Origin of the sequence: Dickeya ananatis (assembly GCF_019464615.1) — a bacterium.
Classification (GTDB): Bacteria; Pseudomonadota; Gammaproteobacteria; order Enterobacterales; family Enterobacteriaceae; genus Dickeya; species Dickeya oryzae.
In genome coordinates this window covers 1-12,800 of the sequence record NZ_CP040816.1, presented here as the reverse complement: position 1 = coordinate 12,800, position 12,800 = coordinate 1, and the positions used below count along the sequence as shown (strand labels likewise).

Here is a 12,800-nt window from a genome sequence, read left to right as displayed (position 1 = left end):
ATCACTAAGGCCTGTCGGGGTACAAACCTTCGGCCATAATGCACACCGTCAGTCCTTGCGAAGGGGACTGGGTTGCCACTCGAACGACCGGTTGTGCCGACGTCCCCGCCGTACCAACCGCAACCGAACCGCCTGTCACTGTCGGTACGGTGACCGTGAACGAGGGAATTGTTGGCGTCCCGGTGACCGTCCCATTGGAAATCGACGAAGCAATAGTGCCGCTGACCGGGCCAGTTAACGTCTGGCTAGGCCCTATCGTTGTATCGGCAGTCGCGGTAGGATTATAAATATTCGGTGCACCAAGCGCGGGTTTAGCCAATATCGCGCCATTGGTGGGTAACGGCGCGCTACCGGCGACAGCAGACCCACCTGCAATCTTCAGCAAGCCGGAAGTCGCTGCTGTCAGATTCATCGTATTCGTGATGGTCTGGCCGCTTACCGTTAACCCGGTTCCGGTTTTTTCCGGCACGGTGACCACAGTACTCCCGGTCGTTGGGCTAAACGTTGCTGCATGGTTATGCAAAGGCAGCGGCACCGCAAAATCGACTGTTGGCGCACCGATTTTCTGCCCGAGGTTCACTGTCGCTAACCCCAATCCAGAACCGGTCCCGACAACAGAACGGCCTCGCAAATCGGGTAACCCGAAGGTGGTTGAACCATCGCCGCCAAACTTGAAACCCAGCAGAGAGTACAACGCCTGATTACCATTGATAGGGACAGTCTGGCCGTTAGCCGGAAGCCAACCGCGAGGACAAAAAGACATGGCAAAAGAACACACGGTGCCAATGTAGGATTCGCTGTTACAGGCCGCTGCACTTTGGGGTAAAAGAATACTGACAGCGATAGCGGTAGTGATGGCTGATTTAACAAATAAACGCTGAATATGCCTCATACACATCCCTCCTGGAGGAATAGCTGATTTATTAAGATCAAATGTTATTAATAACCAACCGTATAATTTGTTATAAAATCAAATAGTAAGATAACGATGGGGCCATAAAACTTGCATGACTCATCAGGAATATAGCTCAGCCAGAAAAAAATTCCCTACAGAAAACAACATTAACTTACAGGTATAATTCAAATGAAATAAATAGAAAAATGATAAAATTTTAATTTGTATTAATTTTCAATCAGATAGGTCATTCTTCCATCAATGACTTCTGTGGCAAATAACCCTGAGTTATTTATGGTTATCGTGAATGCGATAACTATTCCGTAAAATACCCTAGCTTACTCTTGTCAAAATCCGCTTTCCCGGATACCCAACGCGGCAATCCGACGCCATACCGCGCCAAGAATAGATTCCGTTTCCCCTTCCAGCATCACGCTGCCCCGTAACGGCTGTTGCGGTGACGAGAACTGCCCCTCCTGCACAGCGAAACGTACTCGGTACTGCGCCTGCACAGGTTGAGGATTGTGGTCGCGGTCACGACGTACAGCGATCGGGCCGTGGCGATCGGACGCCAGCATCTCTTGCTGTAACCAGGCGGTACCGGTGGGCGCAATGTCTGCCAGTTGTACGACCAGGCGGGGATACGCGGGGTCATCAGCGATAAAATAGCCTTGCATCCCCACTTTCGCGCGTTTTAGCGTATCGTCGGGTAAATACCCCTGCACTTTTCCGGCACCCTGCCCGACCACACGCAGCAATGGCATATCCGACGTCAGCCAACGGCCTTCGGTCATATCTCGCGCCACATCTCTCACCTGGCCTGCCTGCGGCGCGGTGAGAGACAAACGCTGGCGTTGCGCATCCAGCCCCCGATAACGGGCCAATGATTCCGCCAGTTGGCGGTCAAGCACCTGGGTTTCGCTAGCAGTTTCCTGACGTCCAGCTCCCCGCTGCCGCTGCTGTTGCAAAATGGCAATTTGCTGGCGTTCGATATTGATGCGGTAGTCCAAATCAGACGAGGTGAGATCCAGCAGTCTCTCACCGGCTTGCACCTGCTGGCCGTCAGTGACGTACAGCGCTTTGACCTGCGCAGGAATAGGGGCATACAGCGCGCTGACGTTTTCTGCTTCCAGCACAGCAGGAATACGGATACTGCCGCGCCAGGGGAACAGCAGCAGCACCAATACCGCCGCCACAATCAACCCTGAACGCAACAGGTTAACGGGATGAGCACTCTTACGCATGGACCACCAGATACGGGCCTCCTTCACCACCGGAAGCGCGATAAACCAGCCAATTTCTACCGACATCAACACAATACCAACCACCTTAATGAAAAAGTGGTACACCATCAGCGCGATGCCGAAAAACAGGAAAAAGCGCCATACCCACGAGGCATAACCCCATATCAACAGCTTGCGCCGCATCGACGGCGACCAGGTATGCGGTGCCGGATGACCATAACCAAACAACACTTCGCGCAGTCGCCACCGGCACAGGGCATAGGCGCGTTCCTGCAGGTTTTCCACCCGCCAGAAATCGCTCAGCAAAAAGTACCCGTCAAAACGCATCAGAGGGTTGAGGTTAACCACCAGCGTCGTTATCCAGGTGGCGCTGGAGAGCATGAAGGCGGCAGTACGCATCGGGCCATCCGGTAACAGCGCCCAGGCCAATAACGCAACGCAGGCCAGCATCAGTTCCGCCAGAATACCGCCAGCGCTGATCAATAACCGGGCACGCTGCTCTTTCAGTTTCCAGGCATCGCTGACATCGGTATAAAACAACGGGAACAGCACGATAAACGCCACCCCCATGGTCTGCACCCGGCAACCGGCACGCTTAGCCATGAAAGCATGCCCCAGTTCGTGGATAAACTTGGCGAAGACCAGTGCGACACCAAAGGCCGCGGCCCCTTGCAGGCTGAACAAGTGAGGAAACGAGTGGGTATAACGCACCCAGTCACGACTCACCAGAAAGCCCCCCAGCAGCAGTATTAACGGTAACACCACCCGCAGAAATAGCAGGCCGTAACGTTGCAGCCAGGGCCAGCAACGGTTGAGCACCGGATCCGGCCGCCATAACGGAATGCGAAAAAACAAATACTGGTGTAGCAGGGTTTTCCACAGGCTGACACGCAATGCCGCTGCTTTAATGGCATACCCTTGTCGTTGTACCGGGTCGCTGGCGGCAATCAAATCGTAGTTACGCAGAAACCGTACCAACTGCTCCAGCTCGCGGCCCTGCAACGGCAAGCCCGGCTCACGGTTAGCCGCCTCCAACACCCATTGCGGATGACGCAACGACCAGTGCCGTAACAGACGTATTGCCGAAGGCGTCAGTGTGAAATAACGTCCGGTAACCGGGTCGGCCAGCACCCATTGTGGTGCGCCATCGAGACCGGTCGCCGACTCCACCAATTGCAAATCTGTTCTCAGTGCGGGCAAAAAGTGCCCCGTTCCGCCACTGGTCATAATCCAACCGACTGACGTAAAACGGCGAGTGGTCGTCGGAACAGATACACCGCCAGCGGTACATATTCACCAGAAATTTTCGCCGTACCACGCAGCCCAATACGCGGCGGCTCACCGGTAAAACGCGCATCCAGCCGGTAAGCCAGGTTACCCGACGGGGTCGGCTCCGATTCATACGCGATACGATCCAGCAGCGCGCCATGCGGTGTTAGTGGATCGCTATCAAGAAACAACGTGATCGGCGCATCCGGTTCCAGCCGGATCGCATCGCCGACATCCAGCTCAATACGCAGGGAGACGGAAGCCGGGTCGGCCAAATCCATCAGCCGTTCACCGGTACGAACCGGTTTACCGGTCCAGCGTTCGGCATCGGCAAATACCGCAATACCGTCCCGCTCCGCCCGAATCTCGGTACGGCTCAGCAAGGCGTTGGCATAATCGCGCTCGGCACGCTTTTGTGCCACCTGCGCGGCAAGGAAATCCAGTCTGGCCTTGGAATCTGCATCCTGAAAAGCGCGTTGCGAGCTGGCACGATACTCCGCTTCCGCCACGTTCAACGACCTTTCAGCCACATCCGCCTGCGCTTTCAGTGTGGTATCGTCAATGCGCACCAGCACATCGCCTTTTCGCACACTCTGGTTCGGTTGAACGGCGAACGCCTGAATCACCCCATCCAGCGGCGCGGCGACCACACGCCCGTTAAGCGGGATCACTTCGGCCGGTGCCAGTACCGACTGGCGCACCGGAATAAACAGGCACCCAACCACAACCACAAGCGGGACAGCCAGTTTCCAGCGCCAGCGCGTGCGCCGCCAGACCGGTTGCGGCTCCAGTGCCAGCCAGGCGTGGCTGAACGCATGGGCCAGTTGTTCCGACAGCAATTGCTCAGCTGGCTGCCAGGGCTGCTCACGGGCATACCAGATGCCGCCAAACAAACGCCCTTGCCTATCTTTCAGCGGTGTCCACAGCACTTCGGGTGCCGATAACGCCAGCCAGTCATTACGGCTTTGATCATTTAACGCTGTCGCCTCCACCACTGCACACTGCTCGTATTGCGGCTCTTGCAGCAGTTGCCGACAAGCGCGCTCAACAAACGCCACAAAAGGCGCATGGGGCGCAGGCTGGGTCACCCCAGTCACCGCCCGCACCGTGCCATTGATAACCAACGCGGCGTGACGAAAACCAAACAACGTCTGGCTATCATTGACGATGCAGTATGCCAGCGCGTCAACCGAGTCAGCCGAACGCGCCTGACGTTCGATATCGAGGAAACGGGCGAAGATACGTTCGCCGGACACAGGGGGCGTAGTACTCACGGTTTCTCCGGGAAATGTGCCGTGCCGCTCATGCCAGCCATCAGCGCGGCGTCTTTGGTTTCAATCACTCCTGTCAGGCTAAGTGTCTGGCTACTTTCATCAATGCGTGCGCCTAGTCGGGCAACACGGGCTTGTAACGGTGTGCCGGTTTCATCCGGCGTAAACGTGAAGACCAGACCAGACTTGAGCATGGGCAACCAACGGGATGGCACTAGCAGGTTAATTTCCAGATGGCGATTGTTGACGATATCCAGCACCGGCGCCCCCGGTGCCACGCTTTCATACGCCTGAGCACGACGTCTGACTACCTGCCCGTCAAACGGCGCCAGAATGCGGCAACGGTTGACCTGAATCTGGTAGACCTGGCTTTCTGCCTGCGCCTGCGCCAGACGTGCGGCAGATAAAGCCACAGCGTGCCGGCCCACCGATTTGAGCTCCGCCAGTTGCTGGTTCTGGCTCAGTTCGGCTTCCGCCGCCCGCATCGCCGCCTGCGATGCCGATAATTGCGCCTGATAGATGGCACAATCAAAACGCGCCAGCAAGTCGCCTTTTTTAAACGACTCCCCTTCTCTGAACGGCATCTCCACAATGCGTCCGGCCAGGTCGCTGGAAATGGTCGCTTGATCCACCGCTACCAATATCCCACGCGCCTGGTTGTCCGATGATGCCGCCATCTGAGCAGGATGAGCCGGATTAATCAATAGCGGGTCGTCAGCCTGCGCCTGCACATGATAAGCCAAAGCACAAACCGCCATCAGCCCCAGAGCCCGACGGAAAACGGAGTGATTGAAATTGTTCACACTAACCTGCCTTGATTCCGCGAAGGTGTGTGCAAATCAGAGGGTATAAAGACCAACCATCTGAATTTCCACCGATTAACTATGCTTATTTTTGCGAGTACTATTTTTGCAAGCACTCTTTTTGCGAGTAATACTAGCCCAGCAATGACGGAAAGGCGATGGAAGCGCAGTCCCCAATGACGGAATTTGTGGCAGCCGTCAGTGATAGCAGCGATCAGAAATAACCAAGAGCAATGGCTGCAATGTCCAACGATTGCGAATCAACCGGTTCCTGGTTCTAAAGATGAAGCCGGGCAAGGCTGAACTACCGCGCCCAGCCAAACCTATAATGCCGTTTACTACAACAGCATTGATGCAGATTGGTAAAACATCGATGCAGCGAAAAGCGAGATAATGAGCGATGCGCCACGATAGAACAACGTGGGTTTTACCCTGCGTCGACGAGATGTATCGCCAAGGCTTATCAGCGTTCCTGCATAAAGCCACATAAAAGAAACAGGAAATAAGGCCAACAATAACCCCCCCATGGCATGAAGATAACTATCCAGATAGATGAATGCAGAGGGTGGAATAACGGAGTCGGCGAATAAAAATGCCTTGGGGTTGAGTAACGTCGTGATAAATACGGTACCAGATGTTATCGAACCATTGATTTGATGAAAAGAAAATCGCCACACTTTTATCGCCAGATACACAACATAACAAGCAGAAAATAGTTTAATCACCCCCAGCATCAAACCATCATGCGGTGCTAAATAGCTAAAAAATAGCCCCCATGCCGTCACCGCCAATAAATACCCCATCCACTCGGACAGAATCAGTTTAGTACTTCTAATGAAACCGTGAGTATAACTTGAGCAAAGAAGCAGTGTATTCGTTGGACCAGGAATAATCAGGAACAACACGATATACACGATCATTTTCAAGTATTCATAGTCATGAGTCATACTGATATTTCCTCAAGGAAGAATAATTAGCACTGGCCTGGCTCTGTTCTGAGAGCGGCATCGCAATATAACCCTCTACCTCAATAAAACCGCCACCTTCGTATCGGGATCTGTTAGACTGGATTTACTGTCTGTTAACGTATTTGGTTTGTTGATGAACACCTCCCAACCCCGCCATGAAGCAGAAACAACGTCCATTAACATTGGAAACAAAATCAAACAATTAAGAATGACCAGAAATATCTCGCTTAATGATCTTTCCCGGTTATCAGGCGTGTCGAAAGCGGCGTTATCCAAACTAGAATCGGGTAGCTCAAACCCACGCGTTGATACGCTGGATGCCATCGCCAGCGCATTACGCGTTCCGTTGAGCGATCTGCTCGCGGTTAACACCAGCACGTATCCCTACATGGAAAAAAACACCCCCATGTCGGGAGAGTATTCTCAAAAAATGAAATTCCGCATCGGATTAGGGAATATTTCAGAAATATGGCACTTGCAAATGAATCCTGGCGTTATTATCAATAGTCCTCCGCATGCAGCCGGAACCCATGAGCATATTCTGGTGCATTCTGGTTCACTCACACTCAAACTCGCCGATGACGAAAGCATCGTACTTAAAACCGGTGATTTTTATTGCTTCTCTGGTAGTATCTTTCATTCATATATCTGTACTGACCATGCCGTCAGTGCGACAGTTGTGATGTCCAATTCTATTCAGGTTTAATCGAGCGGGGCACAGAAGCTTCGCCATAAAACAGCACATCCATTCATGAATTATTTTTCCATATCGACATCTGAAATAAATCGAGAAATAATATCGCCGGTATCCGACCCGGATTGAATAAAATGTCCACCCGGCACACTCTCCATACGGTATATACCGCTGGTACATTCGCACCAGCGGGCAGGAGCATCGGACAGATACGGATCGTCCTCTCCATAGATCAATAACACCGGCACGCCATTCAGCGGCTCCGTGTCTTCGGCACGAATAGAATTGGCAACAGCCAAATCGGCGGCCAGAACCTGAATAAACTGTTGGCGTAGCACATCATCCTGCGTTAACCAATCAGGAAGCTCTCCGAGTCGGGTTGCAAAATGCCATATCGCTTGTTGCGACTCAGGGTTAAGTTCCTGCCACGGAAAGCGTCTGCGGCAATGGATAGGATCGTTAGACATCACCACCAGTACGATGTCTCTTCCTGGAGTCATACGCTGACAATGCCCGGCAAGCAGATAAGCCATATAAGCCCCCAGACTGTGCCCAACCAGAATAAGCCGGCCCTGCTCAGGGATACGTGCAGCAAAGTCATCTACGATGGCGCTCACATCATGCATCAATGCTTCCTGGCGACGACGACCACGCCCCGGCATTTCCATCAGCATGGTAGAAAAGGCAGAGGAAAAGCGCTGGGCAATCGCCTGCATTGATGAAGCGTTACCACCGGCATGATGAAACAACACCATGTGAGACGGGGTCTCATTCATAACGTTTCCCCTCAAGCATACGCCCAGCCAATGCCGCTAAGACAATGATCGCTCCGCCGATGCCCTGCCAAATGCCAATCACCTCGCCCATGAGAGTGACGGCAAAACCGGCAGCAAAAGCGGGCTCCATCGATAAAATAAGTCCAACCCGTGTCGGACTGGTCAGTTTTGCCGCATAAAGTTGCATCAGAAAGGCAAATGCCGTTGCCAATAAACTTAAAAAGAGAATATATCCCCAAACATTAAGGGGAATAGCCGGAATAACCTGCATGGATTCCGGGTCGGAAACGCAAACAAATAGCAGACCCAACACCGCAACCGTCAACAATTCGACCAGCGTGATATTGATGAGCGAATAGGATTTACCCGCCGTCTGTCGGCCAAACATGAAAATTTGAAATCCACGAATTAATGCCGCCAGCAGCACCAGCCAATCACCAAGATTAAAACCTATTGGCCCGGTACCGGAGAAACTGATCAAGCCTCCCCCTGCCAGTGACAGGACACAGGTCGCATAGATGAGCTTGCTCTGCCGCCGGTTGCCCAGAACACGTTCATAAAACGGCACCAACACCACGGATAGCGCGATAAGAAAGCCGGCATTCGCTGCTGTTGTATATTTCACTCCCAAGGTTTCGAGCGTCAAAATGGCATAGAGCAACGCACCGAAAATCACCCCATTCAGCACTTCGCCACGTGTAAAATCACTCAGACGAATACGGGTGCCTAAGAACATAAAGGGAACAGCCAATGCAAAACGCAACATCAGAAACAGAGGAACCGCCACGCCGGCATGGATGATCATCTGCATCAATGAATAACTCGCCCCCCATGACAGGGCGACGGCCAGTAATCCTAAATCCACCAGATACAATCGTGAACGAGAAAGGTGCAGCGTCGTCTCATTAGACATTAATCATTCCTCTGTCCGAATGTTCTGCGTCATAGCTAATTCGTAGTTGATCTTTCTTAAACTTAGCTGACTTTATTGAAAAATTAACAATTTGACTGATGTCATCCACGTGTGTCCCCGCACAGGGCATCGCTTCTGTATCGGGTATCAGAGAGTAGCGGTTCTCTCCTTCCTGCCATGTTTTGACCTCTCCCCCCGCGAGCAAACGTAAACTGATGCCCGCAGCTATGTCCTGGAGCGGCAAACGATCCACCAATACCACGCTGGAACCCATCGGAGAAAAGACAACTCGAGATTCTCCCGGGAAATGATGCCCTGACGTCGCCCGCCATCCATACCGGCGCATTTCCCAATTCAGCAAATGTCCGGCAGTATGCAATGCGGCATGTCGCATGCGTTCCGGTGCCGACAACCGACACTGCAACCGCGTTTCCGCGTCGAACTCGAGTGAAGATTGGGGGTAGACGACCACCAGACCAGACTCATCTTTACGGATGTTAACGGGAATATCATTAATCCACCCGGTATCGGCGGGTTGCCCCCCGCCTTGTGGGTGAAAGATGTTCTCCCGCAGAGCCAGCCATGACCCATACGAGTCAGTACCGGTAGCGATGACATCACTGGTAGCAGAAAAACAATAGGTGTCATCAAGATAGCGTTGAATTTGCATCATTTCAGGCTCCTGTTTACCGGCTTTCCGCTAGGGGTATGAAAGGTTGACCAAGCAGGTTGTTCGACGCAATACGGTTTCTCACGTTGAGGCTCTGACCGGAAACAATCACGCACCCAAACTTATCAAGCGGAATACGACCACCGTATTCCTCCACAACGTCGGTATCAGGGTAGATATCGACAACACTTGGCGCATAGCGCGTAGCGAATCCCATGCGAAAATCTTTTTTAGACGAGTTGGGATAAGAGGCATGCATCAGCGTGGACCAAAAGATCACACATTGACCGGCCTTCATGACTAATGGAAATGCTTTGCTTTCGTCTGGTTTCCAGTCCGACTCTATCTGTAGTTCGCGGTAGTCATACCCGAAGAATCCCCGCTTTTTCCCCTCTTTCGCCCGGTTGTTAATAATCTCAGTCTGATATGCCATCGCTTTCGTTTCGTCGTAGTTCATCTTGTGGTGCGTGCCGGGCATAATTTCAAGACAGCCATTTTCAATGGTGGCATCGGTAAATGCCGTCCAGACGGTCAGCGTCCCTTTGCCAAAGCGATCTTCTGTTTCACCTGGCCATAGAATCTGAGGCTTACCGCTGGCGTTTGCGAAGGTGTCGGCCTGATGCCAGTCGGTCCCCTCATCACCTGGATATTTTGGGAAAAACTCTGTACGCCAGCACAACACATCCTGACCCAGAATATCGGCAACCGGTGCAACAATACGTGGATTAGTGATGTGTTTACTCAGCAAATCGATATCCAGGTGACGGTCATAATTAGAAATGTTAGTGGCCGCGCTGTAGGAATCCGCCGGGTAAGCGGCATTACTTCGATCCGGCAATTGTCGACGTACTTTATTCCAGATATCGTGCATTTCATCTGGTGAATAAATCGTTAATGGACCAATATAACCATTGCGATGAAAGCTATCTAATTGTTCTTCCGTCAGGTGCAGTGTCTTACTCATTTTACACATCCTCTTTTAGAGAGTTATTTCGCTGAGAAGAAAACATTCTTTAATGTTGTGTTGTATAACCGCTCCATAGATAGCGTCAGTCCAAATTCCTTTTTTACCTTTTCATTTAATGAAATGGCTATCATCGAATGACCGCCTGCATCAAGAAAATTATCATCAGGTTTAACTGGTTGTTCTAAAATATCCCCCAACCACAGTAAATATTGCTCCAGTGCCTTTTCTTTATGGATATTTTCTTTCAGATTTAAAGTATCATTGACAGTCATGGTTTACTCCATTGAATGCAGAATTAACTTCTTATCAATCTTTCCATTTACCGTTTTTGGCATGACATCGATTCGCCTATAGCGCAGAGGACGCATATATACTGGTAAAGCGAGCCGCGCCTGAGACTTCAACTTCTCTTTTATCTCCTCTTCATCCTGAGCCGATGAAGACGTGAAGAAACCGATCAGGTGATGACCATGTATATCAGTCTTTGCCGCCAACACAGAGATATCGTCAATTTCCTCCAGTTGTGCCAGGACGGATTCGATCTCACCCGTTTCGATTCTGAACCCATTAATTTTCACCTGTTCATCACATCGCCCGAGATAGATGAGCTCTCCTTTGGGGTTGTGTTTTACTACGTCACCGGAACAGTAATATCTTTGGGATACGCCCTCTGTTTCCAGCCATATAAATTTATTGCCATTATCGTTTTCTGTATTCAGATAACCGTTCGTCACCTGTGGACCGGATAAAAGAAGCTCTCCTCCATTCTCAATCGAGAGCTCATTACCGAGTGGGCGAATCATGTAATGAAAATGAGGTAAAACCCAGCCAATATTTGATTCCGGATTCATCAGGTCCGCCTCATTGACAATATGCCAGCTGGTATGAACCGTCGTCTCCGTAATACCATACATATTAACCAACATGGGTGAACGTAATCCGAAGTGTTTGCTCCAAACTTTCAATGTCTGAAAATTTAATCGCTCACCACCAAAAATGATACAACGTAGCGATAATTCTTCTGGTTGAAATTGACAAAGCTTTTCCGCATTCACCGAGAATGCTGTGGGGGTCTGATTAAGTAGGGTAATATTTTCTTCTTTAATGAGTTCGGCAAGAGTATGTGGAACTATTTTTATTTCTTCAGCGGGTATCACCAACTTCCCACCATACCCCAATACAGACCATATTTCCCATACTGAAAAGTCAAACGCGTAAGAGTGGTAGAGCAGCGTTGCATCTCGATTACCGAAATGAAACACGCTCTCAGTAGCGCAAAATAAAGCCGCCAGATTGCCATGGGTAATCGGCACCCCCTTAGGTTTTCCTGTCGTACCCGAGGTGTAGATAATATAAGCCGTATTATCAAGCCGGGAGTGATCACCAAAATCGGTTGAGGCCACCGCCGATGTCAGCGTCTGTATCGATACGTGATCGACGCAATAAAGAGAAGGCATGTCGCTATCGGAAATCGTCAAAACTGGTTTAGCGTCATCCACAATCAACCGATTTCTTTCCAAAGGTGCCTTTTTATCCAGAGGGACATAAGCCGCACCAGCATATTGCACGGCAAGCAACACAGCGATCAGATCTGCAGAAGGCGTCAGTTCCACCGCAACACGATGGCCCGGCTCAACCCCCAGGTATCGTAATGCAGCAGCGATAGAGCGAACTCGCTCCTTCAAAACACGATAGGTCGCGCTGGTTTCACAATCTTTGACTGCAATACGCTCCGGGTACCTGTCCGCTACGTCTAAAAAGCATTCCAGCAACGTTTTTGACGGTATGGATGAGAGGGTATCAGCGTTCACATCATCCTCCATTCTGTACAAAATAATTCACAACCGTTCTCTTAAAGACTATATACAGACATTAAAACGAACAAGTGTTTTATATATTCTTATTTGGAATTAATTAATTTTTTTTATGATTTACAATCATATCTCAGATTTACTGCAGTCTGGTCTGTCGTCAGGGCATTTCGGGAAGGGGTTGACGCCCTAATGGCGTGGGAAAAATAGAATGAGGCCACATGAGAAAGTGAGCAAAAACCAGCCGATGCTGTTCGTTATAGCGAATAGCAGATACAAAAAAACCACCTTTCGGTGGTTTTCTGCATCATGCAGACATTTATCTGCACAACTGAATTTGGAGCGGGAAACGAGACTCGAACTCGCGACCCCGACCTTGGCAAGGTCGTGCTCTACCAACTGAGCTATTCCCGCAGAGGTGTGGCGTAACGCTGCATAATTTGCTGTCGTTATGGGGTGCGCATTATACGAGAAACTTTCTCTCCCGCAACCCCCTTGACAAAAAATAGCGGTCAAGTG

General features: G+C 50.9%; 12 protein-coding genes and 1 tRNA gene. 1 reads left to right on the top strand and 12 read right to left on the bottom strand.

Annotated features, from left to right (window positions below; translation table 11 throughout):
• Positions 1-4 precede the first annotated feature (4 nt).
• From FGI04_RS00065 to FGI04_RS00045, 5 genes are all read right to left on the bottom strand, one after another.
• A complete protein-coding gene (locus FGI04_RS00065; protein WP_342698494.1) occupies positions 5-892 on the bottom strand; it encodes a phage tail protein in 888 nt (295 codons plus the stop codon).
• Between the two features lie 350 nt (positions 893-1,242).
• Positions 1,243-3,366: a site-2 protease family protein gene (locus tag FGI04_RS00060; RefSeq protein ID WP_407337217.1), complete on the bottom strand. Its 2,124-nt coding sequence runs from the start codon at positions 3,364-3,366 to the stop codon at positions 1,243-1,245.
• Positions 3,363-4,682 carry an efflux RND transporter periplasmic adaptor subunit gene (locus tag FGI04_RS00055; RefSeq protein WP_407340020.1) on the bottom strand — a complete coding sequence of 440 codons (1,320 nt, stop codon included), beginning with the start codon at positions 4,680-4,682 and terminating at the stop codon, positions 3,363-3,365. The genes FGI04_RS00060 and FGI04_RS00055 overlap by 4 nt, the downstream gene beginning before the upstream one ends.
• A complete protein-coding gene (locus tag FGI04_RS00050) occupies positions 4,679-5,482 on the bottom strand; it encodes an efflux RND transporter periplasmic adaptor subunit (RefSeq protein WP_342698491.1) in 804 nt (267 codons plus the stop codon). The genes FGI04_RS00055 and FGI04_RS00050 overlap by 4 nt, the downstream gene beginning before the upstream one ends.
• Before the next feature lie 338 nt (positions 5,483-5,820).
• Positions 5,821-6,429: a LysE family translocator gene (locus tag FGI04_RS00045; RefSeq protein WP_407337216.1), complete on the bottom strand. Its 609-nt coding sequence runs from the start codon at positions 6,427-6,429 to the stop codon at positions 5,821-5,823.
• Between the two features lie 154 nt (positions 6,430-6,583).
• Here FGI04_RS00045 and FGI04_RS00040 point away from each other — a divergent pair, with 154 nt between their 5' ends.
• Positions 6,584-7,156 carry a helix-turn-helix domain-containing protein gene (locus tag FGI04_RS00040; protein WP_407274124.1) on the top strand — a complete coding sequence of 191 codons (573 nt, stop codon included), beginning with the start codon at positions 6,584-6,586 and terminating at the stop codon, positions 7,154-7,156.
• 50 nt (positions 7,157-7,206) lie between these two features.
• Here the strand turns inward: FGI04_RS00040 and FGI04_RS00035 are convergent, their stop codons facing one another.
• The 7 genes from FGI04_RS00035 to FGI04_RS00005 form a co-directional block, all read right to left on the bottom strand.
• Positions 7,207-7,920 (bottom strand): thioesterase II family protein, encoded by a 714-nt coding sequence (locus FGI04_RS00035; RefSeq protein WP_407337215.1) that lies wholly within the window; start codon positions 7,918-7,920, stop codon positions 7,207-7,209.
• Positions 7,913-8,833, bottom strand: a complete 921-nt coding sequence (locus tag FGI04_RS00030; protein ID WP_407274126.1) for a DMT family transporter — start codon at positions 8,831-8,833, stop codon at positions 7,913-7,915. The genes FGI04_RS00035 and FGI04_RS00030 overlap by 8 nt, the downstream gene beginning before the upstream one ends.
• Positions 8,826-9,506, bottom strand: a complete 681-nt coding sequence (locus FGI04_RS00025) for an alanyl-tRNA editing protein (protein WP_342698486.1) — start codon at positions 9,504-9,506, stop codon at positions 8,826-8,828. The genes FGI04_RS00030 and FGI04_RS00025 overlap by 8 nt, the downstream gene beginning before the upstream one ends.
• 13 nt (positions 9,507-9,519) lie before the next feature.
• Positions 9,520-10,467 carry a chlorinating enzyme gene (locus FGI04_RS00020; RefSeq protein WP_342698485.1) on the bottom strand — a complete coding sequence of 316 codons (948 nt, stop codon included), beginning with the start codon at positions 10,465-10,467 and terminating at the stop codon, positions 9,520-9,522.
• Positions 10,468-10,490: 23 nt separating this feature from the next.
• Positions 10,491-10,742 carry an acyl carrier protein gene (locus FGI04_RS00015; protein ID WP_407337214.1) on the bottom strand — a complete coding sequence of 84 codons (252 nt, stop codon included), beginning with the start codon at positions 10,740-10,742 and terminating at the stop codon, positions 10,491-10,493.
• Positions 10,743-10,745: 3 nt separating this feature from the next.
• Positions 10,746-12,281, bottom strand: coding sequence for an amino acid adenylation domain-containing protein (locus FGI04_RS00010; protein WP_407337213.1), 1,536 nt, complete (start codon positions 12,279-12,281; stop codon positions 10,746-10,748).
• A gap of 338 nt (positions 12,282-12,619) precedes the next feature.
• Positions 12,620-12,695 (bottom strand) — tRNA-Gly (locus FGI04_RS00005).
• Positions 12,696-12,800: the final 105 nt, after the last annotated feature.

What these genes read in the sequence shown, in the direction of transcription:
- FGI04_RS00060 (WP_407337217.1), bottom strand. Translation starts at nt 3,366, where the DNA reads ATGACCAGTGGCGGAACGGGGCACTTTTTGCCCGCACTGAGAACAGAT.
- FGI04_RS00035 (WP_407337215.1), bottom strand. Translation starts at nt 7,920, where the DNA reads ATGAATGAGACCCCGTCTCACATGGTGTTGTTTCATCATGCCGGTGGT.
- FGI04_RS00045 (WP_407337216.1), bottom strand. Translation starts at nt 6,429, where the DNA reads ATGACTCATGACTATGAATACTTGAAAATGATCGTGTATATCGTGTTG.
- FGI04_RS00020 (WP_342698485.1), bottom strand. Translation starts at nt 10,467, where the DNA reads ATGAGTAAGACACTGCACCTGACGGAAGAACAATTAGATAGCTTTCAT.
- FGI04_RS00030 (WP_407274126.1), bottom strand. Translation starts at nt 8,833, where the DNA reads ATGTCTAATGAGACGACGCTGCACCTTTCTCGTTCACGATTGTATCTG.
- FGI04_RS00040 (WP_407274124.1), top strand. Translation starts at nt 6,584, where the DNA reads ATGAACACCTCCCAACCCCGCCATGAAGCAGAAACAACGTCCATTAAC.
- FGI04_RS00015 (WP_407337214.1), bottom strand. Translation starts at nt 10,742, where the DNA reads ATGACTGTCAATGATACTTTAAATCTGAAAGAAAATATCCATAAAGAA.
- FGI04_RS00025 (WP_342698486.1), bottom strand. Translation starts at nt 9,506, where the DNA reads ATGATGCAAATTCAACGCTATCTTGATGACACCTATTGTTTTTCTGCT.
- FGI04_RS00065 (WP_342698494.1), bottom strand. Translation starts at nt 892, where the DNA reads ATGAGGCATATTCAGCGTTTATTTGTTAAATCAGCCATCACTACCGCT.